Origin of the sequence: Kocuria tytonicola (assembly GCF_003687175.1) — a bacterium.
GTDB classification, from domain to species: domain Bacteria; phylum Actinomycetota; class Actinomycetes; order Actinomycetales; family Micrococcaceae; genus Kocuria; species Kocuria tytonicola.
Genome location: NZ_RDEX01000003.1, coordinates 50225 through 75247, shown reverse-complemented (window position 1 = coordinate 75247; position 25023 = coordinate 50225). Strand labels below are relative to the sequence as shown.

Genomic DNA, 25023 nt, shown 5'->3' with positions numbered 1-25023 from the left:
AGCCGGTGCATGCGGCCCCGCTCGTACTCGTTGCATGCTAGGGCAGGGTGCGGTGCGTCACAAAACTCACCGGTAACCGTCCGACGCGGCCCCGTCGGTACCCGTGCAGGCGCGCGCGACGGCGGCCCGGGCATGCCCTCTAGAGCTCCGCCTCGTAGATCCGCCGCGCCCGCACGCGCGCCTCGTGGTGCACCGCCGCGTCGGGGCGCACCAGCCGGAAGCTCGCGAACCCCACGAGCGCGGCCACGCAGTGGCCCACGGTGGCCCAGTCCAGGTCCACGGCGACGGCTGCCGCGAGCAGCACCACGATCCCCCCGGCCCACAGCAGCCGACGCCGCAGGGAACCCTGGTACGTGGCCAGTGCCGCGAGCGCGGAGAAACCGTAGCTGGCCCCCACGTCGATCAGCACACGAGAGGGGTTCGGGTGGTTCTGCGCCCGGATCGCCCACACCTGCAGCCACGCCACGGCCACGGTGGCCAGCACGTGCCCCACTGAGAATCCCACCAGCACGCGCTGCCACCCGAAGCGGTGCTCCAGGGGCGCCACCACCAGGCTGAACCCCACCCACCAGACCACCAGCTCCCCGGGGGACACGTACATGGCGCTGCGCAGCAGGACGGTCACCGGGTTGGTGCTCAGCTCGTGCAGGTTGGTGGACTGCTCGGCCAGGAACGCCTTGCGCAGCGGCTCGCTCGTGTTCGCGAGCAGCCACGTGGTGAACGTGATCACCGTGAGGTACACGTACGTGAGCGGTGCTCGCCGCACCCAGCACCTCACCGGTTCGCCGCGGCGCACCCACCACGCGCCGATGCGGTGGAATCCCGGCCAGGAGTGCTCCACGGCGTAGACGAATCCCACGACGAGCAGCAGGAGCACGAGAGTGAACACCCGCACAGTATGCGCCCCCGCGGGACACGCGCGGGCGCCGTCGTCCCCCCGCACCGCAAGGGCTGCCTCCCGGACCCGGAGCCGGGCGGAACGGGGCACCCGGTACGACGGCGCCTGAGCCGGCCCGGCACCGGCCCCCAGCGCGGGGTCGGACACTCGTGGCATCGTTCTCCACGGACCCACAGGTCAGTTTTCCGGAGAGGACCACCATGAACCACGTCGACGACGACGCCCGCGCGGGCCGTTCCCGCACCGCACCGGTGCTCGCGGGACACCCCCGCGGCCGCACCAGCACCACCCCTGCGCACCGCGCGGCACCGGCGGAGGGCACGGAATGAGCGGGGCGGCACGCCCCGAGCTGCCGCCGCTCGTGGTGGTCATGGGGGTCTCGGGCTCCGGCAAGACCACCATCGGCACGCTCGTGGCGCACGAGCTGGGGGTGGAGTTCACCGACGGGGACAGCCTGCACCCCCTCGAGAACGTGGAGAAGATGGCCGCAGGGACCCCGCTGGAGGACGGGGACCGCTGGCCCTGGCTCGAGATCGTGGGGCGCACCCTGCACGAGTACGGCGAGCGCCGCGAAGGCCTCGTGGTGGCGTGCTCGGCCCTGAAGCGCAGCTACCGGGAGCGCATCCGCTCCCAGGCACCCTCGGCCCTGTTCCTGCACCTGGACGGCACCCTGAAGGTGCTGACGCGGCGCATCGAGGGCCGCAGCGGGCACTTCATGCCGGCCACGCTGCTGCAGTCGCAGATCGAGACCCTGGAACCGCTCACCCAGGAGGAGGGCGGCTACGTGCTGGACATCGACCAGCCCGTGCCGGACATGGTCCGGGAGGCCGTCACCCGGCTGCGCGCGCTCTCCGCCGCGCAGTCCTGAGCCCCACTGGCCCGTGCTGCTCGGCCCGGGCCGCACGGGCCCGGCACGCGGGTGTCACCGGCGCCGCAGCAGCACCGCCACCTCGTAGTGCCCGGTGTGGGGGAACATGTCCAGCAGCCGGGCTTCCACGGGCTCCAGGGACGGCATCCGGGCGAGGTCCCGGGCCAGGGTCTTCGCGTTGCAGGAGGAGTAGACCACGTGGCCCACGCCGGAGCCCTCCAGCCACGCGCACAGGCTCGCGTCCAGGCCCCGGCGCGGCGGGTTCACCACGGCGAGGTCCGGGGTGCCGGGCAGGTCCGCAGGGGTCGCGGCGGCGTCGGCCACCAGGAAGCGCACGGAACCGGGCCCGCGCTGCGGCAGGCCCATGGCGCGGGCCGTGTCCCGGGCGGAGGCCACGGCCTCGGCGGAGATCTCCGTGCCCACCACCTCCCGGTCCGGGCACGCCACGTGCAGCGCGAATCCGCCCACACCGCAGTACAGGTCCCACACGGTGGTGGGGTCCACGGCGTCCACCCAGTCCCGCACCTGGCGGTAGAGCTGGGCCGTGACCCCCGTGTTGGTCTGGAAGAACGAGCGGGGCCGCACGCGCAGGTCGATCCCGTTGACCGGCATGGACAGCTCTCCCTGCTCGCTCAGCAGGATCTCCTCGGGGCCCTCCAGCACGGCCTTGTGCTCGGGCTGCAGGTTCACGGAGACCACGTCCGCCGCGGGCACCAGGCGCCGCAGCTCGGCCAGGTTCTCCTGGATCTTGGGCAGCTGCCGCGTGCTGCGCAGCACGAAGCGCACCATGAGCCGCCCGGCCGGGTTCGCCGTGACGACCACGTGCTTGAGCTCGCCGCGCGCCTTCGCCACGTCGTACGGCAGCAGCCGGGTCCGCGCAGTGAACTCCGCGAGCCCGTGCAGCGCCCGGGTGATGGGCTCGGGGTACAGCGGGCAGTCCTGCAGGTCCACGCCGCGCGTGCCGTCCAGGATGCCCAGGGTGGGCTCCCCCACGCGCCCGGCCACCACCATCTTGGCCTTGTTGCGGAACCCCGCCTGCGCGGACGCCACCGGGGGCAGCCAGCGCGGCTCCCCGTGCGCACCGACCAGCTCGCGGACGAGCTCCTGCTTGCGCGCCAGCTGCTGCTCGTAGGGCACCTCGATGACCGTGCAGGACCGGCACAGGTCCCGGTCGTAGTATCCGCATTCCACCCGTCCGAGTGTACGGCGGCGTGGCCCCCGGGCCCTTTCCTCCGGGGCACGACGACGCCGCACGGCCGACTCCGCGCCCCGTCCCTCCGGGGCACCACCGCGCCGCACGGCTCTGCGCCCCGTCCTGTGCCACCTCACCCTTTTCTGCGCCGTCCCTTTCCGTCCCGCCCCGCCCGGTCCGCGTGTGGCGCGGCCCCGGGGATCGTGGCACCGTGACAGGGACAGCCGCCGACCACCTTCGAGGACACCAGCCATGAGCACCCCGCGCCCCACCCCCGCCGTGATGCGGGGCCGCCAGAACCCCGCCCGGGGGGTGCATCCCGTGGACTACACATCGTGGCGCCCCTCCCCCGGTGCTCGGGACGGTGCCAGCGCGTCCGAGGGCGGGGGCCCCGCGGCCCGACAGCAGGACGGCAGCCCGGCACTCTCCGCCACCGGGTCACCGGTTCCCGGCCCCCGAGCACTGCGCGGCGCAGCCTCCGCCGGGGGCGCGCCGCGGTCAGCTGGTGGGCGGACGGCGCCGGGCGAGGCAGCGGCGTCGTCCGCGCGGCCCGGCCCTGCGGCCCACGTGGCCCCCGGCGGGGTTCCGAAACCCGGTCCGGGGCCCCGCGGCACGGCCGCCCCGCACAGCGCCCGGCAGGCCACGGCCCGCAAGCTCACCGTGGACCCGCAACTGCTCGAGTTCGTGGAACGGCTGCGTGCCGGGGTGACCCCCGTTACCGCCACACCGCAGAACGCGTTCTACACGGTGGACTCCGCCGGGCGGGACGGCGCCCACGAGCTGGAGGTTCCCGCGGACGGGGTGCACGTGCAGGGCGTGTGGAACGTGACCGAGGACGCGCTGCGGGCGGTCGTGGCCCAGCCCGAGGACACCTGGACGGCGGACCTCGGGCGCACGGACTACTACGTGCGCGGGCGACTGTGCGTGCAGGTGTCCCGCGCGGAGCACCGCGTGGTGGGCATCTACCGCAGCGGGTGGGCCGTGGCGCGCCGCCCGGACGAGACCTGGGCGGACACCCCCGACTCCCTGGAGCGCACGGGCGCGAAGCCCGGTGGCGGCGGCACCCGCTACCCCACCAACCGCCGTGAGCTGCTGTCGCGGCTGCGCGCCGCGGGGTTCGAGGTGACCACCTCCGGACCCACGCACGGGAAGATCACCCACCCGGACGTCCCCGGCCGGTTCCTGCCGTTCTCCTCCACGCCCTCCTCCCAGCGCTACGGACGCCACGTGGTCACGGCGGTCAAGCGGGTCTTCGGCATCGACGTGAGATGAGGAAAGCCCGGGTGGACCTCCTGGTCCACCCGGGCTCCTCCCGGTGGTGCGTGTGACGCTCGGGGCGTCAGGACACCGTGGGCAGCTCGTCCACCCCGGTGCCGCGGCGGCCCCACGCCTGCAACGCGTCGAGGTAGACCCGACGGGCCTTCTTGACGCTCTTCTTCAGGGCGCGTCCGCCGCGCTTGCGGGCCTCCTTGAGACCCTGCTTGCGCTGCCTGCGGGTGCCGGCGGCGCTCGTGACCGCGGGGTCCGCCAGGTCCACGGCGACGCCGCGCGCCTGCGGGGACTGCCGCAGCTCACCGTCCGCGCGGGACAGGAACTCCCGCTCCTGACGCCACGCGAGGCGCGCCACCAGGATGAAGCACGTGAGGGCCACCAGAATCTTCACGAGCATGAGAACGGCGGCCGCCGCCTGGGGCGAGGGGGAGTTCCACCAGAAGTGCAGGCCCCATCCGAGCGCGAAGAATCCCACGAATCCCGCAATGCGCTGGACCAGGGAGAGACGCTGCACGGTGCGGCCGAGCAGGAAAGCCACACCCACCCCCACGATCGCGGAATACAGCCAGTGCGAGGAAATGCCGATCGCACTGCGCAGCAGGGTCACACCGAAGGCACCGGTGAGGTCGTCGTTGGCATTGGACGGCGCACTGTTCGCGGCATAGGACACGTTCTCGAAGATCTGAAAACCCAGACCCACGAAAGCGCCGACCAGCAGGCCGTGCATGGGGCGGCGCAGCGTGTGCGAGGCGATCAGCATGATCATCACCACGCCCAGCATCTTGCCGAACTCCTCGCTCGTGGGACCGGACACGGCCGCGCCCCAGTCCGCACCCATGCCGCTGGGCAGCAGCTTGGCGGTGATCGAGCCCAGGTGCCCGTTCGCGTGGATGCCGAGCCACGTGGGAACCGTGATCCCGAAGACGGTGGCCACCACCAGGATCCAGCCGCGGCGAGCGCGGTAGGGGTCCGCCCACAGCACGATCACGGCGAACAGCGCCAGGGTGATCAGGAAAATCGGTGCAATGGTCAGCAGCGAGTCCTTCGCCGCGGTGAAGGACTGGGCCACCGCCAGGGTGACACCGGGTGCGCCCAGGGCCACGAGGACGCAGAACACCCACCACACCGCCGAGCGCGGCTGAAAGAACTCACGGCCGTACGCCGGGTAGCCGGGCGTGGTCCGCGCCGGTACCGGAGCGCTCGCCGCGGGAGCGGGGGCGGTCGGGGACGACGTGCTCACTGAACTCATGCTCCGCTCTCTCCGTCCGTCTGGTTCTCGTCACTCGTGACCACGCGGAAGCTGTCCACGAGGGGCTGCAGGTCAGGCGCCTGGTCCTTGCCGGAGCTCGTGGCGGTCACGGCCACCACGAGGTCGTCCTTGTGGACCACGGCACAGTTGCCGGTGGCCTGGTCGTTCGGCTTGATGGCCACGCAGCTCTTGCCGGTGAACCCGCCGGCGGAGCTGACCGTGCCGCCGTCGAACGCGGCGGAGGTGCCCTCGAGGGCCTGCTGGCGCAGCACGCGGTCCGCGGTGGTGTCGAAGTTCTTGCTCTGGTCGATCACGGAGATCGTCAGCTCCTGGTCGTCCTGGGGCTTGGTGTAGGTCACCGAGGCGCGGTTCTGGGTGGGCATGGTGGACCAGCCCTCGGGGGCATGGAACTCCAGGACGGAGCCGCCCGTTGCCTCCAGCGTGGCCTTCTCCGCGGCCGTGGTGACCGACTGCGGTTCCGGCACCACCTTGTCGACCGCGGCGGGAACCGCCCACGTGGCGGCGGCCAGCACGGCCAGCGCCGCCGCGGGCAGTTTGTGGCTCAACTGCATTCTTCGCTTTCCTTTCCTTTTGTCAGGAGGGGACAAGAAATGCTAGCACGCGGGTAATTCGGCAGAGGGTGGAATATGTCCGGACTCACACAAGGTAAAAGATGGACCGTGCAATTTGTTTCACTCGCTACATTTCCTGCGAATTGACGGCGGTTGAATTACCGCGCAGGCGTGCTCGAGTGCGCGCCCTCGCCTGGTGCCGGTGAGGGCCCGGGCCCTGGCGCGGGGGCGGCGCCGTTCCCGGCGGGTTCCGCCGCGCGCCTGCCACCGCGGCGGGAGAGGCGCCGGGCAATCAGCGGTGCGGAGATCCCGTGCACCACCGCGGACAGCACCACGGTCACGCTCATCACCTGGACCAGCAGCACCGAGTCCTCCCCACCCAGGTGCTGGATGGCCAGCAGCGCGAACACCATGGAGGCGATCCCGCGGGGACCGAGCCAGCCGATCAGCAACCGGTCCCGCCAGCGCACCGTGGAGCCGAGCAGCACCAAGAGCACCGGCAGCACCCGCACCACCGTCACGGCGGCCACCGCCAGCACCAGGACCCGGGGATCCAGCCCCTCCCGGACGGAGAACTCCAGCAGCTGCCCGAACACGAACCACATCACGATCTGCGCGAACGCGGCCACGTCCTCCGAGAGCCCCAGGGTCTCGTGGGCCTCGGGCCCGGACACCGCCCGGTGTGCCAGACCGGCCACGAACGCCGCCACGAAACCGTTGCCGTCCACCGCGATGGTGAGGGTGTAGGCGAGCAGCGGGGTGGCGAGGATCCCGAGGGAGCGCCAGCGCGCCGTCGTCCACCCGTGGCGCTGCGAGAGGCGCGAGAGGTACGCGGCCCCCGCGCCCACGACCCCGCCGATGCCCACGGCCCACAGGGCCGCCGGGAGCATGTCCACCAGGGCCTCCGCGCCCTTCTCCGGGCCGTCCACACCGCCGGCCAGGAAGGCGACCCCCACCAGGAAGAAGGGGGCCACCACGCCGTCGTTGTAGCCGCTCTCCGTGTTGAGGACATCCCGGAGCCGCCGGGGCAGTCGCCGGTCCTTGACCACCGAGGCCGCGGGAGCCATGTCCGTGGGGACGAGCACGCAGGCCAGGATGAAGCACAGGGCCACCCGCATCTCCGGGTACAGCCAGCCCGTGAGCACTGCGGCCGTGAACAGGGACAGCGGAACCCCCACCAGCACCAGGCGCACCAGCACGCCCACGTCCCACCGGTGGATCGCGCGGACCTCCGTGGCGTCCAGGAACAGCAGCAGGGCGAGCAGCACCTCCACCGAGCGCTCCAGCCGCGGGTCACTGAGGTGCTCGAAGATCGCAGAGGAACTCTCCCATCCCACCAGCACCCCTGCGGCAATCAGGGCAACCGGGAGGGTGATGAACATCGATTCCACCCGCTTGGCCACCACGGACCAGACGATCACCACGAGGAGGACCACGGAGAACGCCACAATCATGAAGCGCCCTCCCCGCGGGCGCGCTCCGCTCCGCCGCGCGTCCACGCGCGAGCCGAGAGACTTGTCAGGGCGTAGACCGTGAGCAGGTCCAGGGACGAGGAGAGCAGGGCACCGGCGCTCGGTCGCCCGCCCTGGAAGAACGCCGCCATCTGCACCACCTGGGAGAGCGTGACCATGGCGATCAGGATCAGCCGCGAGCGCTGGCTGCCCTGGAACGTGCGCCATGCCAGGAACAGGATGGCCAGCAGCATCACGACCACCACCCCCATGGCCAGGGTCGTCACGACCGTGGTGGATCCCTCGGGCAGCCCGTCCAGGTCCATCTCGCCCGTGATGTCGGTGGGGTGCAGGAACAGGTCCGCCACGAATGCGAGCGCGGAGACGAGCATGAGCGCCCACGCCGCGACGATCGAGAACGGGCGGCGCGCCACGTCCTTGAGCACGTCCTCCGCGGAGCTGGGGTGCGCGGACGCGGCCCCTGCCGTGTCCGACGCCGCGGGAACGGACTGGGTCACGGGCACCGCCTCGAGCTGCAGCACGGGCAAGTCGCCGTCCGTGCGCACGGCGTCCCCGCCGCCGTTGCGGCTGTGGTAGCCCGTGGAGAAGTCCTCGATCACGGCCACCTCCGCCTCCGGGACCGCGTGCAGGACGGAGTCCACCACGTAGTCGCGCTCCACGTCGATGTCCGCGTCGATCTTGTGGGTCACCTGCAGCGTGAACAGGGACAGCCCCACCGCGCGGTCGTAGGTTCCCGCGGCCAGCCACTGGACGCGGTGCCCGCCGCCGGGCAGGGGCCAGCCCTCGGGGCAGCGCCAGAAGCGGATGTGGTGGCGCTGCGCGGCGTTGCCGTCCACCTCCTGCTGGTACGCGAACTCCTGGATCCTCCCGAAGAGCAGCAGCGGGCTCACGGGCGCTTCGGGGTAGCTCTTGCGGGTCACCGAGGACTTCACGATCCCCCAGCTCGAACCCAGCGTGACGGGATCCGCGAGGGTCCACCCCGCAGCCTTCATGGCCGTGTGGATCTGCTCCGCAGACCCGTTGACGGCGAGGTTCACGGGATCCCCCAGCAGCCCGTCCGGGGTGACGGTGCGGCCGATGAAGTACGAGGGCACGTAGATGGAGGTCAGCGTGCGGTGCAGCCGCGGAAGCGCCAGGTACGCCATGAGGGCCCAGAACACGAGGCTGTAGCCGATCAGGCTCCACGCACTGCCCGCGCTGCGCAGGATCACCACGGCGAAGACGAAGATGAGGACCATCACCACCCCGAAGAAGATGTTCTCCACCACGTCCATGCCGAGACCCGAGCGGCGGCCCTGGACCTTCTCGGGCGGGCGCCGGTACTGCGCGGGCTGCCGCGGTGATTCGCTGTGCTTCATGGTGTGACCGTCCCCGGTGAGTCCGTCGTGGTGTGCGCCGGCCCGCGGGCCGGGACCGCCCGCGCGCCCGCCCCGCGGAGGGGCTGGCGCCGTCGCGGCGGCCATGGGCCGATCCTAGGGGACGGGCCCCTCACCGTCACCACAGGCACCCGCCGACGCCGCCCACGGCACCCCCACGGCGTCGTCACCTCCCCCTGTCCTCGCCCCCGGGTGTGGGCCCCTCACCCCCAAAGTGGGGGCGACGATCCGTTCCTCGCGCCTGGAACCAGACGGTTAGGGTGGGAAAGTACATGTGTCCGAACACGCGCCACCGCCGCCCGGGGAGAGAACGGCGGCGGTCCACGCGGCACGGGCACGGACACGGGGGACAGAACGTCCATGGGGGAGAATTCATTGCGCACCTTGTCACGTCCGAACCGCTCGCCGCGGTCATCCCGTGGGGCCGGGAGGACCACCGGCGCGAGCGCCCACGCCACCGTGGTCCACGGGTGGATCCCCGCGGCGGACCGCTGGATCGCCGTGGACGTCCACGAACCCTCCGAACCCTCCCGCGGGGCCGCCGTGGTGCTGGCCGCCCCTCCCGGCCGGGAGCGGGTCACGATGACCCGCACCGTGGTGCACACCGCCCGCGCGCTCGCCGCTGCCGGTTGGCGTGTGGTGCGCTTCGACTGGTCCGGGACCGGGCAGAGCCCCTCGCTCGAGGACACGTGCGACGCCCGGCTGTGGGCCGAGGACCTGCGCGTGGTGCGCGACTGGGCCGGTGCGGACCAGCCCGTGCGCGGCGTCGCCTTCAGCGTGGCGGGGGCGTACATGGCCGCCGACGAGGACTCCGGGTGGAGCGAGCGCCTCCTGCTCGCGCCCGTGTCCGGCAAGCAGTGGCTGCGCCACCAGAGCGCCCTGCGGCGGATGGCCGGCAAGGACCTGCCGCCCCGGGTCACGGAGGGCACCGAGCTGATGGACCTGCAGCTCTCGGCGGAGGGCGCCGCGGCGGTCAAGGCCGTTCCGGGCCCCGAGCAGGACGCCGCGCGCTGCATCCGTGTGCTCACGGAGGATGCCACCGGGCCCCTGCCCCTGGACGTCCACCCCCGGGTGGCCACCGTGCCGAGCGGCCTCACGGACACCGTCGTCGCGGCCCTCGGGGAGCACGCACCCACGCGCGGCGCCCAGGCCCACGACGCCGCCACGCCCCGTCCCGCGCGGACCATCACCCTGGACGTCCGGGGAACGGACGTGCGGCTCACGCGCACCACGTGCGGCGTGGCCGAGCGCCCCGCCATCATCACCGAACCCGTGGAACGGAGCCCGGAGGCCCCCGGCCTCGCGCTGGTGTCCCCCGGTTCGGACGTCATGGAGGCCGCCGGGGGGCTGTGGCTGCGCACCGCGCTGCTGGCCTCGAGCCGCGGGGCGGTCTGCCTGCTGGCGGAGCGCACGGACACCGGTGAGCTGGTGGACGCGTCCCTCACCCGGGACTCGAACCCCTACGCCCGGCACACGGTGGCCGAGAGCCGGGAGATCGTCACGCAGCTGGCCGCCCTCACGGACGGCCCCCTCACCGCGGCGGGCATCTGCCTGGGTGCGTGGGGTCTCGTGGCCGCCGCACCCGAGCTCCCCGCAGAGGTGACGCGACGGCTCACCCTGCAGGTGGTCAACAACGTGGCGTGGCAGCGCGAACCGTGGCGGTACTGGCGCCAGGGCCTGCGCAGCGGGCCCCTCGCACCCCGGCTGCCGGGCGAGGACTCCCCCACCCCCGTGCCGCAGGACGCGCAGGGCGGCTCCACGCCGACCTCCCGCTCCCTGGCACGCACGCTCGTCTCGCGGGTGGGAACCGTGGGCCGCACCGTGGTGCGGGGCACGCGCGCCAGGGCCCATGACGCCTCACCGCGCGTGAACTCCCTGGCGGCCACCGTGGGCATCATCGACGTTCCCCGGCCCGCGCTGCGTCGGCTCGCACGCATTCCCGGGCTCACCGTCAAGGCGGTGTTCGGTCCCGCCGACGCCGCCCACTGCGGTGTCACGGCCGCCCACCAGGACGCGCGCTCAGCCCTGGTCCTGTTGGAACCGCTCGACCACTCGGTGTTCGCCACCGCCTCCCGGGACACCCTGTGCCGGTACGTGGTGGACGAGGTCTCCACACCGGTGCCCGCGGGACGCTGACCCGAACACGGCCGGGCCCGCGGCCCCGCTCACGGGGTGTCGGGTCCGCCTCCGGTCCGCGCGGGAGGTCAGCGGCCCACCACCACGGGTTCGGTGTCCAGGGCCCGCACGCGGGTTGCCCGCCGCACCGCCTCCGTGACCGCGCCACTCACGGGCAGGTGCACCGTCTCGCCGGGCAGGACGTGCACGTAGCCGTCCTCGGCCGCGGCTGCCCCCTCCCCGCAGGGCCCGTTGACGGGCAGGTCCAGCGCCACGAACCGCGCGAGACCCGCGGCGGTGACCGCGACGCTCCAGGCGTCACCCTCCGTGCACTCCCACCGGGCGGCGAGACCGGGATCCCCGAGACTGTTGCGCCGGGGTCCGCCGCTGAGGTGGGCGTCCCGGGCGAGCACACGGCCGGAGGCATCGAGCAGGACGGCCGAGGCGGCGTCGTACTCCCGCTCCCCGAAGCCGTAGGCGTGGTCGAGGTCCCGGAACGTGCCGTCCGCCAGGTCCGCGCGCAGCCTGAGTTCGCCGTGCGCGGGGACCTCCACCGGAAGGTCGAGCGGCGGCTGGCTGCTGCCGCGGACCGTGGCCACGGTGAGCCGAACGCTCCCGTGCAGCGGCTGCGGGGCGTCGTTGAACACGTGCAGGGCCAGCCCGTCCCCGCCCGCGGGCAGGAAGGACAGGGCCACGGGCGCACACGCCCGGCGCATCCCGTACCAGGCCGCGGTGGGACGCCCGGTCACGTCCAGCACACCCCACCCCGCCCCCGGCGCGGTGGACGCGGCCGAGAGCACGAGCGCACCCCGGCACGCGGAGGACGAGGCACGCCACTGGGTGAAGGTCCGCTGGAACACGTGGGAGAGTGCCGCGCGCTCGTGCTCCAGCAGCCGCTCGTGGTCCCCCAGGACGTCCTGCGGGGCCGGTCGCGCCGGGTGGGCCAGTCCGGCGTCGGGGTCGGAGTCCCGGTCCAGGAAGAGCCGGTGCACGTAGGTCACCGTGGTCTCCTCGAACGTCCACGCCGCCCCGGGGTCGTGGGCCAGACCGCGGCGCCACGCCCCGGCGGACTCCGCCGCGTCCAGCGGTCCCCCGGTGCCGAACTGCGCGCGCACCACGGCGGGCTCGGGCGGCACCGCGAACGCCAGGCACTCGGCGGCGAAGCGCACACCGCGCGTCACCGCGTCCTCCAGCGGGCGGCCGTACGCGCCCACCCCGAAGTAGTGGCACACCCCGTCCGCGGCGTCCACGGGAGAGCGGTCCGGAATCCCCTTCGACGACGCCGCACTGGCCTCCTCCGTGCCTGCGGCGCCGTCCGGGCAAACTCCGTTGTCCGGCTCCACGTCCCCCTCGTGCACCCGGCGCCGGGCGGCGTCGTGGGCGGCGTGGGCGGTGTCCAGGTGCGCGTCCGAGCACGGCGAGGACGGGACCACCACCACGTCCGCGTCCGCCTCTCCCACGGCGGTGGGGACGTCGTGCAGGACCGCAGCCGGAGCCCACTGCTCGGTGGGGCGCCCCGCGAGCACGGGCGCCTGGATGACCTCGGTGCCGCCCGAGACCACCGCCGTGGAGGGGTGCACGGCGAGCCGGGAGGCCAGCGCGCGCACCTCGTCCCGCAGCCCGGCACGCCAGCCCGGCTCGTCCGGCGGGTCCAGGGGGCCGAGGGCCACGTCCTGCCACACCAGGAGTCCCAGCTCGTCGCAGGCCCGGTGGAAGTCCTCGGTCTCGTAGCAGCCGGTGCCCGGGATCCGCACCATCGTGGCGCCGCCGTCCCGCAGGCGCGTGAGGACCGCGCGGAGACGGTCCGCGGGCGCGGCGACCTCGAACGGGTCCGCACCGGTCCACACGGCACCGCGTACGAACAACGGAACACGGTTGATCTCCAGGCCGAGCCCATGGTGCCCGGCATCCCGAGATGCGGCCTCGAGGGTACGGAACCCCACGGTCGCGGTGTGCTCCACTCCTGCCGCCCGCACGCGCACCCGGTACAGGGGCTGTTCCCCCATGCCGTGGGGCCACCACAGCGCGGGGCGCGGCACGGTGAGTTCGAAGGTGACGGTCCCGGAGCCGTCCACGTCCGCCGGGGAGACGGTGTGCTCGCACGAGACGCCGGCCTCGTCAGCAGCCTGGTCCCCGGACGCGGCGCTCGGCTCGCGGGATCGGGGGTCTGAGAGTGCCCCGGTGACGCCGCCGCTCCCTGTTCTCGTGACGTCGATCTGCACCCGGACCGACGACCCACCGGGGTCCACCGCACCGACGGCACCCGAGGCGTCGTCAGGCCGCTCCGGTGTCTCTGGTGTCGCCGGTGCCGCCGGTGCTTCCGGTGCTTCCGGTGCTTCCGGTGCCGAAGTCTCACGCAGGGCGGCGTCCCGGTTCTTCGAGGATGTCCTGCCCGGGAAAAGGCGCGCCCCGGCGCACCGCACGGTGACCACGCCGTCACCGTTCTCGGCCACGCGGGTGCGCACCGCGACGGGTTCCGCGTGCCGGGAACCGGATGCGGCGGCGTCGTCCGACGCGGCCTCCTGCCATGGCGGCGCCGCGGGGTGGTGGGGCGCGGGCTCAGGGTGCGCGCTCAGCCCGCCCCAGGGACCGAGGACCGGACGGGCGCCGGGCCAGTCGATGGCACCCACGAGCGGCGTGCGGCGCCAGCGCAACGAGCGGTCGGGCACGAGTGGCGAGAGCCAGCGGGCCCGCGGTGTGCGCGGCACGGGCACCGAGGCGAGCGGCAGCAGCCGCAGGACGATCTCGCAGGGACCGGGCGGCAGCTCCACCGTGACGTCCCACGGCAGGAACGCGGTGTCGCAGGCGTGGACCTCGTGACCTGTCACGAGCAGGCGGGCCACGGTGGCCACCCCTGTGGAGGTGAACCGGTGGGGACCGCCCGCGGTGCTCACGCGGGTGCGGTACTCCCACACGGCGTCGGGGCCGGCGGCCTGCAGAACACGGTCCACGGCCTGCTCGCCGAGGGCGTCGCGCAGGGCCCCGGTCACGGTGCCCGGCACGCGGGCGGTGATGCCCTCGGCGAGCGCGGCACCCCAGGTCGCCGTCGGGCGCTCGCTCGTGGCAGCCCGTCCACCGGCTGGAGCCTGCTCCCCGGGACGAGGACCACCGTGGTGGCATGCGTCGCGCCCCGGGGACGTCGCCTCGCGGGGCGCCTCCGCCCCGGAGGCTGCGGCGTCGAGCGCCACCCCGTCACCCCAGCCGCCCCCGGCAGCGGCACCCACGAGGTGCAGCCGCCACGACGCGCGGGCCAGGACGTCCTGCGCCACGGGAGTCACTCCCCCATGCCCACCGCGTCGCGGACGCACTGCATCCCCGTGTCGTAGCCGGTGACGAACGCCTCCGCGGAGGCGGCCACCCGCGGGGTCCGCCCGCGGGCCGCACGCGCCAGCTGGAACTGCAGGGTCTTCGCCGCGGCGGCGGCGGCGTCCAGGGACTCGGCCGCGGCCAGCAGCTGCATCGCGTCGAGATCGCTCGGCCAGCGCTCCGCGCCCTCGGCGAGGTAGCGGCACGCGTGGGCCGCAAGACCCGCCGTGAGACCGGCCTGGCGCGTGGTGGCGAACGAGTACACGTGGAAGTAGTCCATGCCGCGCTCCGCGAGCGCGGGCAGCTCGGCGCGGATCGCCGCCACCAGCCGCTGCGCGGGACTCGTGGCCGGAGCCCTGCGGACGTGCGCCCGCACCAGCCCCGTGGCGCACTGCCACAGCTCGCGCGGCTCGAGCCGCTTCACGTCCTGCGTGCGCACGAGCTCCACGTATGGGAACGGCACCAGGCCGGAGCGGGCCCCCGGGCCCAACGTGTTCTCCAGGTCCTCCCCGGAGAGGACGTGCACGCCGTCGTTGTGCAGGTAGACCAGCTCCCGTGCCACCGGGTCCAGGCGCAGCGGCACGATGGAGGTCTTGGTGTGGCTCGTGCGGTAGGACACGCCCGCGGTGTCCGGGAGGTGGAACGCGTCCACCTCCACCACCAGCGCGTCCCCCCGGGACATGGCGCACTGCAGGTGTTCGCCCAGGGGCCGCCACGTGTCGTACTCGCCCAGCGTCAGCCCGTAGAGCACCTCGATGTCCTCCTGGCGAGGCTTCAGGAACTCCCACTGGTCCCCCAGGAAGTCCGCGCTGAACGCGGCCCCCAGCATGGGGACCGGGTCCAGGCCGAGGACCGTGGTGAGCCCGATCCACACGTCCATGTAGCAGTTGGTGGGTGACCACGGTTCCGCCGGATCGTGCAGCACGGAGCGGGGTGCGTCCACCGCGGTGAGCGACTCGCACCCCCGCACGGCCAGGACCTCGGTGCCGAACGGTGCGTCGGCGAGCTCCTGTCCCGCCGCGCCACCGCGGTTCTCGGTGAGCGTGGTCATGACAGACCCAGCTCCTGGCGCACGGCGGCCGGCCACGCGGCGACGTCGAACCCGTGCTGCGCGGCGAGCGCCAGGGCCACGCGCTCCAGGCCGAAGCCGAAGCACGCGGAGTGGGCCACGGCGCCGTCGGCGGTGTGCATGTGGAAGGCCTCGCCGAAGTGGTCCTCGTGCAGGTTCGCGGAGGCGATGGCCGTGGGGTGGCCCGGGTAGACCTCCGTGAGGATCTCGAACTTCAGCTGCGCCTCGCGCTGCCCGGCGCTGAGCAGCTTGCCCGCGCGGCCGAAGAACGGGTCGTTCGCGGTGTCCGCCTCGACCGTGAGACCCAGCGCGCGCAGCAGGTCGGTGCCCGCCGCGAGCCACGTCTCGCGGTGCTCCCGGGCCTCGGCCGGGGTGCCCAGGCGCACGGCCTCGAACATCCGGAACGTCACGAAGCGCATGGGGTCCGGGCTGGGCTCGTGGCGGTAGCACTCGCCCGTGAGCTCGAAGACGGTGCCGTCCACCTGCGAGCCCTCGAGGTACGCGTACAGCGGGTGGCACACCGCCGGGACCAGGGCGTGGCCCGCCGGGGCGAGCTCGCCCGACCAGTCGCCGCCGTCCTCGAACATGGCGAGCAGCTTGCGGTGCGCCGTGTTGTCCCCCTCGAACGCGGAGATGGTGCCCAGCAGCTGCGGGAAGGAGGCCACGTAGTCGGTGCGCTCCAGCAGCCGCGTGCCGTTGACCGGTGGGAAGCGCAGTCGGCGGGTCCCCACCTCGGGGGAGAGCTCCGCGGCGATCCGCCGTGCAGCGGAGGCGATGCCCTGCACCACGTCCTCGGCCTGCGGGCCGAGCCCCGTCACACCGTCGCCCAGGGTGGGCAGCAGCCAGTCGTTGGCCTCGAGCCCGGCACGGAACGTGTCCTGCTGGGTGGCGAGGTCCTGGTGGGTGTCCATGATGGTCATCGTTGTCCCCTCGAGACGAGTTGCATGGTGGCGGTGTGCTGCAGGATGCGGTCGTTGTTGACCATGAGCGAGGGCCCGATGCTGTCCCGGTACAGCCGGGCCAGGCTCACGGGCGAGCGGTTCGCGAACCCGGTGATCCCCACGATCACCAGGGCGTCCCCCACGATCCGCCGCACGGCCTCCGCCCCGGAGACCTTCAGCGTGTTCATGGCGATCGCGAACTGCATGGACTCGCACGCGGCGGGATCGTCGTACGCGGCCTCGTAGCGGGCCACGGAGGAGCGCACCACGTCCGTCATGGCCTGCAGCTGGACCTCCAGCTCGGCCAGGCGCAGGGCCGACGGCGGTGTGGTCCCCGGGGTCTTGCGCGCGGCCTTCTGCACCACGGAACGGGCGGTCAGCCCGGCCTGGGTGGCCATGCCGAGCCACGCGGAGGCCCACAGGCAGTGGGCGCCCGGCAGCATGGTCTGCGCGGAGATGGTCTCGAACAGGGTCTCGAACATGGCGTCCGCACGCGTGGTGGCGTCCAGTTCGAAGGACTCGGAGCACGTGCCCCGCATGCCCAGGGCGTCCCAGCCCCGTTGGCGCTCCAGCTCCAGGTGGGCGGCCTCCACCACCAGAAGCACCTGGTCGCTCGACGCCGCGTCCTCGCTCGCGCGCGCCGTCACCAGGATCGCGTCCGCGTACGCGCCGTAGGAGATCACGGGGCAGGTCTTGTGCAGGTGCACGCGGCCATCCCCGATGGGGCGCACCGCGCACGTGGAGGTGCGGGTGTCGCCGCCGATGTTCACCTCGGTGGTGGCCGAGGCCAGCAGCAGCCCCTCGGTGGCCACCCGTCGTGTGAACTCGCGCAGGTACTCGGTGTCCGCGTGCCGGGTCAGGCACAGCGTCTGGGAATGGTGCATGGCCAGGATCATCGCGGTGGACGTGCACTCGCGGCCCACGCGCTCCAGCATGCGGCACAGCTCGGTGATGCTGTAGCCCAGCCCGCCGTCCGCCTCGCTCACGGGAGCGGCCAGCAGGCCCTGGGCGCGGGCCTCGTCGATCGCCTCCCGCGGGAAGCGGCCCTCCTCGTCCACGGACTCGGCGTGCTCGCGGGCCACACGGGCCACTGCCTCCGCGCGGGCGGCATTGCGCTCGACGCGGTCCTCGGGCGTGTCCTGTGCACGGGGTGCCTCTGTCAGCACGGTGGACTCAGTCATTCCGGATCGCCTCCACGGCCTCGGTGATGGACTGGACGGACGTGAAAGTGGCCTTGGTCAGGCGCTCCTCGGGGAACTCGATGTCGAACTCGTCCTCGAGGCCGAGCATCACGTTCACGGACGCGTGGGAGGTCATGCCCGCGCGGTACAGGTCCGCGTCCACGGCAATGCTGTGGGCGTCGTCGGAGAGCTTCCCCTGGTCCGCCAGAACGGAACGGACGGTGGTCTCGACAGCGGTGGAATCCATGGTGTGAACCTCTTTCGGTTGATCTGGTGGTCTTCTGGTGTCGTGTGTTTTCTCGGGTGGAGCACGCCGGTGGCCTGTCCAGCAGGTCTAGGGGTTGCCCGCCGCTCCCGCCCCGCACGAGAGCTCGGTGTCGGTCGACGCCCCGGCATCCGTGTCGTCGCCGGGGGACTCGGTGGCCACGGCCACTGCCATGGCGAAGGGGCCGTCGTGCGAGATGCTCACGCTCCACCCCTCGAGCCCCGCCTGCCGGGCCAGCCGCTGCGCGGTTCCCCGCAGCTGCACCCTGGGTTCGCCCCCCGGTCCCGAGCGGATCAGGATGTGGGGCCACGGCACGGCGTCGTCCGGCTCCGGACGGAGGACCTTCAGGACGGCCTCCTTGGCCGCGAACCTGCCCGCCACGGACTCCGGGGCCGGCATCCCGGCGCCCCCGCCGGTGAGGTCCTGGACCTCCTCAGGTGCACAGACCGCCCGGAGGTACCGCCGCCCCCGGTGCGCGAGGGCCTGTGCCACGGGTGCCACGGCCTGCAGGTCGCACCCCACCCGGGCCGTCATGACGAGGACCCGGACGTCACATCCTTGAACTCCGGGGCCACGGAGGGGCGGGCGGACGTGGGCTTGATGCCCGTCCGCTGGGCCCAGCGGCCGAGGGCCACGACGGCGGCCGGGCTCCAGCACTCGAAGATGTGGCCGCCGTCGCAGTCACCCACCCTGCCGTATTCCGTGTACTGGCGGGGGATCCCCTGCGAGTCGAGTTCTCGGGCGAACGTGGCCGTCGTGTCGCGCAGCGCGGGTTCGATGTCTCCCTCCTGGCCGTTGCCCCGGCCCGCGAACAACTGCACGTGGACGTCCTTGAGCCTGGGACTCTGCGTGAGAGGGTCGTGCGCCTGCCACTGCTCCTGGGTGGTGGTCCGACCGTCCCCGAACACCGCGTCCGGCTCGCCCGTGGCCTGCCGTGAGGCCTCCACCAGGTTGTTCTTCGCCGCGTCCGAGGAGAGGTCCAGGAGGCCGGAGAGGCTGATGGCCTCCCCGAAGAGGTCAGGACGCTCCTCGGCATAGCGGATCGCCCCGTAGCCGCCCATCGAATTGCCCAGGATCACCCGGTGGTCCCTGTCCGCGGCGGTGGGCAGGTGCGAGTCGACCCACGGCAGCATCTCCTTCACGTGGAACGACTCCCAATTCTGGGTCACTGCATCCTGCGTGGCCCAGTCCGTGTACCAGCCCTGCTGCCCGCCGCTCATGATCACCGTGATCACCGGCAGGCCCTGGGTCACCTGTTCGGCCTTTCCCGTCTCGTACCACTGCAGCGCCGAGGCATCCGGCGAGCTGCTTCCGGGCAGCATGTAGACCACCGGGTACTTCTTCGACGGATCGAAGTTCTCGGGAGCGATGACGACCACGGACTTGCGGCCACCCAGTGCATCCGGGGACACGGCGTCCGTCTCGACCGTCAGGTCCACGGCCCGCTCGGACAGGCTCCACGCGCCGGTCACGGTGATGCCGTGGTCCTCCTGGCGCAAGGCCTCCGGGTCCGCGAATCCGGCGTTCTTCACTGCCTGGCTGTCGAACGTCGCTCCGGATCCGGAGCCGCCCCCGTTCGAACCGCCCCCCATGCCGCACCCGGTGACCAGGCTCACGACCAGGAGCCCCGTGGCGAGCCCGCGCAGGGTCGCAGCCCGGGGCCCCGCGGACCCGCCGGCATACTCTCTCATGCGGCGCACTGCGCCACCTCCTCTGCCGGGTACTGGCTCAGTCCGAGCGCGGCGTCGACGATCTGCAGCGCGGTCAGCCGCGAGGCGTATGCCTGCAGGGAGTGGTCCAGGGCCGGGACGTGGGCCACCTTGATGCGGCGCCCCTGCCGCCACAGCCGGGCGAGACCCTCATCCCCGCGCTCCTGCTGGAAGAGCAGCCCGTCCTCCGGGCCGAAGTAGAAGGCCACCTCGGCACCCCGAGAGGCGTACTCCATGACCACCTCGGGCACGTTGGGGATGTTCCGCCGGCCGAGGACGAGCCACAGGAGGTACGGCATGCGGCGGCGCACCTTGTCCTTCGCGCGGGTGCGCCAGCCTGCGTTGACCTCCACGTCGCTCATGGTCCGCAGCTGCTCCAGCACGGCGTCCACGTCCCAGTTGCGGTAGAGCTTGTCGTAGTACCCCTCGCCCGCGCGCCAGGCCACGTTGTTGAGCACCACCCGGCTGGTCATGGCGCTCGTGGGCGGAGCCATGGCCACGAGCCAGCCCCCCACGCAGAGTCCCGCGCCCGTGACGTTCTCCCCCGTGCGCTCACGGAGCCAGGTGGCCCCGAGGTCCAGGTCCGCCACGCCCACGCCGGTGTAGGGGTTGATGTCCTTGACCTCGTCCAGTCCGGCCCCGTCACCGCAGTGGTGGCGCTCGATGCGCATCGCGGGGACGCCTCGGGCGGCGAGCCGGCGGGCCTGGACCGCCCACAGGCCGGTGGGACCGTCCTTCGGATCAGCCGAGGGCGGGGCGAGCAGAGCAGCTCCCGCGCCCGTGCCGTGACGCCCCACGGGGTGGGTGTAGGACGCGGGCATGCGGTCCGGGCCCAGCTCCAGCAGCTCCTCCTCCACGTCCACGCCGAACTCGGCCACGTGGAAGCGGGCCGAGGTGACGGGCTCCCAGCTGCTGACGTCCACCCACTCGCCACGCTGGGCCGTGGTGGGTGCGCTGTTCTCGAGCCGTCCGACGAGCGCGGCTATGGCGGGCGGCGAGGCCTTGGCGTAGATGGCGGCCACACCGTAGAGCTTCTTCGCCACGGAACGGTCCTCCTCGCGGACCGGCACCAGTCCCGGCGTCGTGAGCTTGCGGGGATCCGGAAGCGCGCGGATGGCGGCCGCCTCGGCATCCGAGAAGTGTGCCCCGCCGATCTCCACGCCGTCCTCCGCCACGGGAGGCAGGTCCAGGCCGCTCGCGCGGCGCAGCCCCGTGTACTGGCGCATGTAGACGGCGCCGGAGACCGGCTCCCACAGCACCCGCCGGTCGAACCGTAGCTCCGAGGTGGCCAGCACAGCCGCACCGATCCGCAGCCCGATCCCGTGAACGGGGAGCTCGGGGCCCACCAGGTCCCGCGCCGTGCGGTGTGCCAGGGCGAGGTCCCGGTGCCACACGGCCACGGGGTCGCTGCCGGCGGGCCGTTCACCGGACTCGGACGTCCCGCTCCAGGCGAGCCGGATCACCAGCCACCCCCGTTCGGCAGCACGCGCGGCCACGAGCCGCATGCTGCGGTGGCTCACCACCTCCTCGCGCGCCAGTGCGGGGGCAATGACCACCGCACCACGAACTCGATTGTCCGGGGGACCGTGGAGCCACGCATGAATGGTGTGGTCGTCCCCCGTCAGAAAACTTGCCTGCCCGGCACTACGCATGAATTCTCCCCAGTCCCACTCAGGGGGCACCTCAGCCGTGCCCCATCGCCTCGTTCCCACCTCTCGGCGAGCTCTCCCCCGCGTGCACGTTGCTCGTCACCGCCCACGGCGACGTGCCTCCAGACCCCGCGTTCCCCCGCGGAAGTCGTGCGGCTTTGCACTCACAAATCATAGCCCGACGCATCGAAAAGTCACCCGTGCCGCACGTCCCCCAATGTGTGGTTTTACATTTGTGCGACTGTTTTTCCGGCTCCGACGTGCGCTTTCGCCTGCTTGTACCTATATGGGCCCACACAGATTTGTCATCATTCTTGCGACACACCGGATGCGGCGTGATTATGATGGCAAACGTCGCACGGCGCGGGAGAGAAGTCGGCGGCACGTTCTGCATTCCCGATGAATCACGGGGAATGACCGCGGGTCTGGGGAGGCCCGTGGCAACTGGGGGAAGCCGGGGCACAGCCCCGCTTTCATGGGGGAGGAGACAGCGTGGCACCACGCATCCTGATCGTCGGGCTCAACTACTCGCCGGAGCACACGGGCATCGCCCCGTACACGGCCGGCATGGCACGCGCGCTGCGCGAGGTCGGCTGGGACACGGAGGTCATCACGGGCCTGCCGCACTATCCGCAGTGGCAGGTGCGCGAGGGCTACGAGCACAGTGGCGGCCGCCGGGAGGCGATCGACGGCGTTCCCGTCCTGCGCGTCGGCCACCCCGTGCCGCACGATGCCGGGCAGATCCGTCGGCTGGGCATGGAGATCGTCTTCGGGCTGCGCACGGTCACCGCACCGTGGGGCAAGCCCGACGTCGTGGTGGTCATCACGCCGGCCCTCTTCGCCTCTGCCATCGTCAGGGTGCGGGCGGCACTGACACGCACCCCCGTGATCGCGTGGGTCCACGACATCTACACCGCGGGCCTGTCCGAGACGGGCGCGGCCAAGGGCCCCGTGACCCGCGTGATGCGCGCCGTGGAGGGGACCTTCCTGCGCTCCTGCGAAGGCGTCGTCGTGATCCACGACCGGTTCTCCGACTACCTGCGCCGTCACATGGGCGTGGCGGGCGAGCGCATCACCACGGTGCGCAACTGGACCCACATCGCCGAGTCGCCCGCTGTGGACACGGACGCGCTGCGCCGCCGCTTCGGGTGGGCTCCCGAGGACGTGGTGGTGCTGCACACCGGCAACATGGGGGCCAAGCAGGACCTCGCGAACGTCGCCGCCGCCGCGCGGGTGGCCGAGCGCGACGGCGCCCCGCTGCGCTTCGTGCTCGTGGGCGGCGGGCACCAGCGCCCCCAGCTCCAGGAGCTCGCCTCCCGCACCCCGCGGTTCGAGGTGCTGCCCAGCGTGGACGACGACACCTACGCGGGCCTGCTGCGCGCCGCGGACATCCTGCTGGTCAACGAGCGTCCCGGTCTGACCGAGATGTGCGTGCCCAGCAAACTCACCAGCTACTTCACGGCGGACCGCCCGGTCCTGGCGGCCGTGGAGGCGCAGAGCCCCTCCGCGGCGGAGCTCACGGCCGCGGACGCCGGGATCCGCGTGGAACCGGGGGACCCCGAGGCCCTGGTGGCCGGGGCCGTGTCCCTCCACGAGGAGTGGATCACCACTGGGGGAGCCACTCACCGCGGCGGTCGTCGCTACGTGCGGGAGGTGCTCAGCCGTGGCGCAGCCGTGCGCTCGTTCGTCTCCGCGCTGCACAAGCTGCGGCCCGTCGCCGCCGAACGGCGCGAACCCGCGGCCGCCCATTCCTGACACACCGATTCACCAGGGGAGAGAACACCATGACCAAGAAGGCACTCATCACGGGCATCACCGGCCAGGACGGCTCCTATCTCGCGGAGCTGCTGCTGTCCAAGGGCTACGAGGTCCACGGTCTGATCCGCCGTGCGTCCACGTTCAACACCACGCGGATCGACCACCTCTACCAGGACCCGCACAATCCGGACGCACAGATGTTCCTGCACTACGGGGACCTCTCGGACGCCGCGCGTCTGGTCACGCTGCTGGGTGAGATCGACCCGGACGAGGTCTACAACCTGGCGGCGCAGTCCCACGTGCGCGTGTCCTTCGACGAGCCCGAGCACACCGGCAACACCACCGGGCTGGGCACGGTGCGTCTGCTGGAGGCCGTGCGCCGCGCGGGCGTGAAGTGCCGCTTCTACCAGGCCTCCACGTCCGAGCTGTTCGGTGCCACTCCGCCGCCGCAGAACGAGGACACCCCGTTCTACCCGCGGTCCCCGTACGGCGCGGCCAAGATCTACTCCTACTGGATCACCAAGAACTACCGCGAGGCCTACGACATGTTCGCGGTGAACGGCATCCTCTTCAACCACGAGTCCCCGCGCCGCGGCGAGACGTTCGTGACCCGCAAGATCACCCGCGCCGTCGCGGCGATCGCGGCGGGCAAGCAGGAGCACCTGTACATGGGCAACCTGGACGCGATCCGCGACTGGGGCTACGCCGCGGAGTACGTGGAGGGCATGTGGCGCATGCTGCAGGTGGACGAGCCGGAGGACTTCGTGCTCGCCACCGGGTGCCCCAGCACCGTGCGGGAGTTCCTCGAGACCGCCTTCGAGCACGCCGGGCTGGACTGGGAGAAGCACGTGCGCTTCGACGAGCGCTACCTGCGCCCCACCGAGGTGGACGCCCTGATCGGCGATCCCTCCAAGGCCGAGGAGAAGCTCGGCTGGAAGGCCACCGTGCACGCACCCGAGCTCGCGCGCATCATGGTGGACGCGGACCGCGCCGCGCTCGAGTGCGCCGGCACCCCGTGGATCGACACCGTCTCCCAGCACATCTGGGCCCCGGAGCACGCCGCATGAGGAGCGAGATGCACACCGACGAGCACCTGGGCGCCCCTGCTCCCAACGCCCGGTGGCCGCGCACCGTGAGCGACCCGGCCGACGCTCGCACCACGGACGGGGTGGTCTACTCGCCCGCGGAGCTGGACCGCGCCGCCCCGTTCTACGTGGCAGGGCACCGCGGGCTCGTGGGCTCCGCCGTCTGGCGGCACCTGGAGTCCCAGGGGTTCGAGAACCTGGTCGGGGCCACGTCCAAGGAGCTGGACCTGCGGGACCGCGAGGCCGTGGAGGCCTTCATGGCCGAGCACCGGCCCCGCTACATGGTGCTCGCTGCGGCGAAGGTCGGAGGCATCGGGGCCAACAGCACCCGCCCGGTGGACTTCCTCTCGGACAACCTGCGCATCCAGCTCAACCTCCTGGACGCCGCCCGCGCGGTGGAGGTGGAACGTTCCCTGTTCCTGGGCTCGTCCTGCATCTACCCCAAGCTCGCGGAGCAGCCGCTGCGGGAGGACGCCCTGCTCACCGGCTATCTGGAGCCCACGAACGACGCGTACGCGATCGCCAAGATCGCCGGCATCCTGCACGTCCAGTCGGTGCGCCGCCAGTACGGGCTGCCCTGGATCTCGGCCATGCCCACCAACCTGTACGGCCCCGGGGACAACTTCTCCCCCACCGGCTCGCACGTGCTGCCGGCCATGATCCGCCGCTACGACGAGGCCGTGCGCAACGGTGACGAGGAGATCGTGAACTGGGGCTCCGGCTCACCGCGCCGCGAGTTCCTGCACGTGGACGACCTCGCGGCAGCCTGCCTGTTCCTCATGGAGCACTACGACGGGCCGCAGCAGGTGAACGTGGGCACGGGAGAGGACCTGACCATCAGGGAACTCGCCGATCTCGTGGCCACGGCCACCGGGTACCAGGGGGTCACCCGGTGGGACGCCTCCAAGCCTGACGGCACCCCGCGCAAACTCATGGACGTCTCCCACCTGAGCTCTCTCGGGTGGTCCGCGTCCATCGACCTCCCCACGGGTCTCGACGACGCCGTGGCCTGGTACCGCGCGCACCGCGAGTCCGCGCGGGGTTGA

General features: G+C 72.5%; 21 protein-coding genes. 7 read left to right on the top strand and 14 right to left on the bottom strand.

Annotated elements, in window-relative coordinates; all coding sequences use genetic code 11:
• Positions 1-139 precede the first annotated feature (139 nt).
• A complete protein-coding gene (locus EAE32_RS10170; protein WP_121865199.1) occupies positions 140-889 on the bottom strand; it encodes a rhomboid-like protein in 750 nt (249 codons plus the stop codon).
• 209 nt (positions 890-1098) lie between these two features.
• Here EAE32_RS10170 and EAE32_RS12125 point away from each other — a divergent pair, with 209 nt between their 5' ends.
• Positions 1099-1227: a hypothetical protein gene (locus tag EAE32_RS12125; RefSeq protein ID WP_276309579.1), complete on the top strand. Its 129-nt coding sequence runs from the start codon at positions 1099-1101 to the stop codon at positions 1225-1227.
• Positions 1224-1766 carry a gluconokinase gene (locus EAE32_RS10165; RefSeq protein ID WP_121865075.1) on the top strand — a complete coding sequence of 181 codons (543 nt, stop codon included), beginning with the start codon at positions 1224-1226 and terminating at the stop codon, positions 1764-1766. Before EAE32_RS12125 ends, EAE32_RS10165 begins: the two co-directional genes overlap by 4 nt.
• Before the next feature lie 54 nt (positions 1767-1820).
• Here the strand turns inward: EAE32_RS10165 and rlmC are convergent, their stop codons facing one another.
• Entirely contained in the window at positions 1821-2957 is a 1137-nt protein-coding gene (gene rlmC, locus EAE32_RS10160) for a 23S rRNA (uracil(747)-C(5))-methyltransferase RlmC (RefSeq protein WP_121865074.1), read from the bottom strand.
• A 253-nt stretch (positions 2958-3210) separates the two neighbouring features.
• Between rlmC and EAE32_RS12055 the strand changes: the two genes are divergently transcribed.
• Entirely contained in the window at positions 3211-4230 is a 1020-nt protein-coding gene (locus tag EAE32_RS12055) for a hypothetical protein (protein WP_243635677.1), read from the top strand.
• Positions 4231-4297: 67 nt separating this feature from the next.
• Here EAE32_RS12055 and EAE32_RS10150 read toward each other — a convergent pair whose 3' ends face one another.
• The 4 genes from EAE32_RS10150 to EAE32_RS10135 all read right to left on the bottom strand — a co-directional run bounded on the left by EAE32_RS10150 (position 4298) and on the right by EAE32_RS10135 (position 8881).
• Positions 4298-5479 carry a PrsW family intramembrane metalloprotease gene (locus EAE32_RS10150; protein ID WP_121846716.1) on the bottom strand — a complete coding sequence of 394 codons (1182 nt, stop codon included), beginning with the start codon at positions 5477-5479 and terminating at the stop codon, positions 4298-4300.
• Positions 5476-6051, bottom strand: a complete 576-nt coding sequence (locus tag EAE32_RS11830; protein ID WP_165860502.1) for a hypothetical protein — start codon at positions 6049-6051, stop codon at positions 5476-5478. The genes EAE32_RS10150 and EAE32_RS11830 overlap by 4 nt, the downstream gene beginning before the upstream one ends.
• A gap of 158 nt (positions 6052-6209) precedes the next feature.
• Positions 6210-7505: a cation:proton antiporter domain-containing protein gene (locus EAE32_RS10140; RefSeq protein ID WP_121846715.1), complete on the bottom strand. Its 1296-nt coding sequence runs from the start codon at positions 7503-7505 to the stop codon at positions 6210-6212.
• Positions 7502-8881 (bottom strand): LssY C-terminal domain-containing protein, encoded by a 1380-nt coding sequence (locus tag EAE32_RS10135; RefSeq protein WP_121865197.1) that lies wholly within the window; start codon positions 8879-8881, stop codon positions 7502-7504. Before EAE32_RS10135 ends, EAE32_RS10140 begins: the two co-directional genes overlap by 4 nt.
• Before the next feature lie 402 nt (positions 8882-9283).
• Here EAE32_RS10135 and EAE32_RS10130 point away from each other — a divergent pair, with 402 nt between their 5' ends.
• On the top strand, positions 9284-11035 hold the full coding sequence (locus EAE32_RS10130) for an alpha/beta hydrolase family protein (protein ID WP_240625043.1): 1752 nt from the start codon (positions 9284-9286) through the stop codon (positions 11033-11035).
• 68 nt (positions 11036-11103) lie between these two features.
• Here the strand turns inward: EAE32_RS10130 and EAE32_RS10125 are convergent, their stop codons facing one another.
• From EAE32_RS10125 to EAE32_RS10090, 8 genes are all read right to left on the bottom strand, one after another.
• Complete coding sequence (locus tag EAE32_RS10125; RefSeq protein WP_243635676.1) at positions 11104-14283, bottom strand: glycoside hydrolase family 2 protein; 3180 nt, start codon at positions 14281-14283, stop codon at positions 11104-11106.
• 5 nt (positions 14284-14288) lie between these two features.
• Positions 14289-15371, bottom strand: a complete 1083-nt coding sequence (locus EAE32_RS10120; protein ID WP_121865072.1) for a DUF1839 family protein — start codon at positions 15369-15371, stop codon at positions 14289-14291.
• Positions 15368-16300: a class-II aminoacyl-tRNA synthetase family protein gene (locus EAE32_RS10115; protein WP_243635675.1), complete on the bottom strand. Its 933-nt coding sequence runs from the start codon at positions 16298-16300 to the stop codon at positions 15368-15370. The genes EAE32_RS10120 and EAE32_RS10115 overlap by 4 nt, the downstream gene beginning before the upstream one ends.
• A 5-nt stretch (positions 16301-16305) precedes the next feature.
• Positions 16306-17511, bottom strand: a complete 1206-nt coding sequence (locus EAE32_RS10110; RefSeq protein WP_121845584.1) for an acyl-CoA dehydrogenase family protein — start codon at positions 17509-17511, stop codon at positions 16306-16308.
• Entirely contained in the window at positions 17504-17758 is a 255-nt protein-coding gene (locus EAE32_RS10105; RefSeq protein WP_121865070.1) for an acyl carrier protein, read from the bottom strand. The genes EAE32_RS10110 and EAE32_RS10105 overlap by 8 nt, the downstream gene beginning before the upstream one ends.
• 87 nt (positions 17759-17845) lie before the next feature.
• Positions 17846-18310, bottom strand: a complete 465-nt coding sequence (locus EAE32_RS10100) for a holo-ACP synthase (RefSeq protein ID WP_121845582.1) — start codon at positions 18308-18310, stop codon at positions 17846-17848.
• Positions 18307-19467 carry an alpha/beta hydrolase gene (locus tag EAE32_RS10095; protein WP_121865196.1) on the bottom strand — a complete coding sequence of 387 codons (1161 nt, stop codon included), beginning with the start codon at positions 19465-19467 and terminating at the stop codon, positions 18307-18309. The genes EAE32_RS10100 and EAE32_RS10095 overlap by 4 nt, the downstream gene beginning before the upstream one ends.
• A complete protein-coding gene (locus EAE32_RS10090; RefSeq protein WP_243635674.1) occupies positions 19464-21005 on the bottom strand; it encodes an alpha/beta hydrolase family protein in 1542 nt (513 codons plus the stop codon). Before EAE32_RS10090 ends, EAE32_RS10095 begins: the two co-directional genes overlap by 4 nt.
• 621 nt (positions 21006-21626) lie before the next feature.
• Here EAE32_RS10090 and EAE32_RS10085 point away from each other — a divergent pair.
• Genes EAE32_RS10085 through EAE32_RS10075 form a run of 3 tightly spaced genes read left to right on the top strand, consistent with a single transcriptional unit; the run spans position 21627 to position 25023 of the window.
• Positions 21627-22889 (top strand): glycosyltransferase family 4 protein, encoded by a 1263-nt coding sequence (locus tag EAE32_RS10085; protein ID WP_121845580.1) that lies wholly within the window; start codon positions 21627-21629, stop codon positions 22887-22889.
• Positions 22890-22918: 29 nt separating this feature from the next.
• Positions 22919-23959, top strand: coding sequence for a GDP-mannose 4,6-dehydratase (gmd, locus tag EAE32_RS10080; RefSeq protein WP_121845579.1), 1041 nt, complete (start codon positions 22919-22921; stop codon positions 23957-23959).
• Positions 23960-23967: 8 nt separating this feature from the next.
• Positions 23968-25023, top strand: a complete 1056-nt coding sequence (locus tag EAE32_RS10075; RefSeq protein ID WP_206059852.1) for a GDP-L-fucose synthase family protein — start codon at positions 23968-23970, stop codon at positions 25021-25023.

What these genes read in the sequence shown, in the direction of transcription:
- EAE32_RS10110 (WP_121845584.1), bottom strand. Translation starts at nt 17,511, where the DNA reads ATGACTGAGTCCACCGTGCTGACAGAGGCACCCCGTGCACAGGACACG.
- EAE32_RS10095 (WP_121865196.1), bottom strand. Translation starts at nt 19,467, where the DNA reads ATGAGAGAGTATGCCGGCGGGTCCGCGGGGCCCCGGGCTGCGACCCTG.
- EAE32_RS10100 (WP_121845582.1), bottom strand. Translation starts at nt 18,310, where the DNA reads ATGACGGCCCGGGTGGGGTGCGACCTGCAGGCCGTGGCACCCGTGGCA.
- EAE32_RS12055 (WP_243635677.1), top strand. Translation starts at nt 3,211, where the DNA reads ATGAGCACCCCGCGCCCCACCCCCGCCGTGATGCGGGGCCGCCAGAAC.
- EAE32_RS10135 (WP_121865197.1), bottom strand. Translation starts at nt 8,881, where the DNA reads ATGAAGCACAGCGAATCACCGCGGCAGCCCGCGCAGTACCGGCGCCCG.
- EAE32_RS10105 (WP_121865070.1), bottom strand. Translation starts at nt 17,758, where the DNA reads ATGGATTCCACCGCTGTCGAGACCACCGTCCGTTCCGTTCTGGCGGAC.
- EAE32_RS10150 (WP_121846716.1), bottom strand. Translation starts at nt 5,479, where the DNA reads ATGAGTTCAGTGAGCACGTCGTCCCCGACCGCCCCCGCTCCCGCGGCG.
- EAE32_RS10140 (WP_121846715.1), bottom strand. Translation starts at nt 7,505, where the DNA reads ATGATTGTGGCGTTCTCCGTGGTCCTCCTCGTGGTGATCGTCTGGTCC.
- EAE32_RS10075 (WP_206059852.1), top strand. Translation starts at nt 23,968, where the DNA reads ATGCACACCGACGAGCACCTGGGCGCCCCTGCTCCCAACGCCCGGTGG.
- EAE32_RS10165 (WP_121865075.1), top strand. Translation starts at nt 1,224, where the DNA reads ATGAGCGGGGCGGCACGCCCCGAGCTGCCGCCGCTCGTGGTGGTCATG.
- gmd (WP_121845579.1), top strand. Translation starts at nt 22,919, where the DNA reads ATGACCAAGAAGGCACTCATCACGGGCATCACCGGCCAGGACGGCTCC.
- EAE32_RS10120 (WP_121865072.1), bottom strand. Translation starts at nt 15,371, where the DNA reads ATGACCACGCTCACCGAGAACCGCGGTGGCGCGGCGGGACAGGAGCTC.
- EAE32_RS10115 (WP_243635675.1), bottom strand. Translation starts at nt 16,300, where the DNA reads ATGGACACCCACCAGGACCTCGCCACCCAGCAGGACACGTTCCGTGCC.
- EAE32_RS12125 (WP_276309579.1), top strand. Translation starts at nt 1,099, where the DNA reads ATGAACCACGTCGACGACGACGCCCGCGCGGGCCGTTCCCGCACCGCA.
- EAE32_RS11830 (WP_165860502.1), bottom strand. Translation starts at nt 6,051, where the DNA reads ATGCAGTTGAGCCACAAACTGCCCGCGGCGGCGCTGGCCGTGCTGGCC.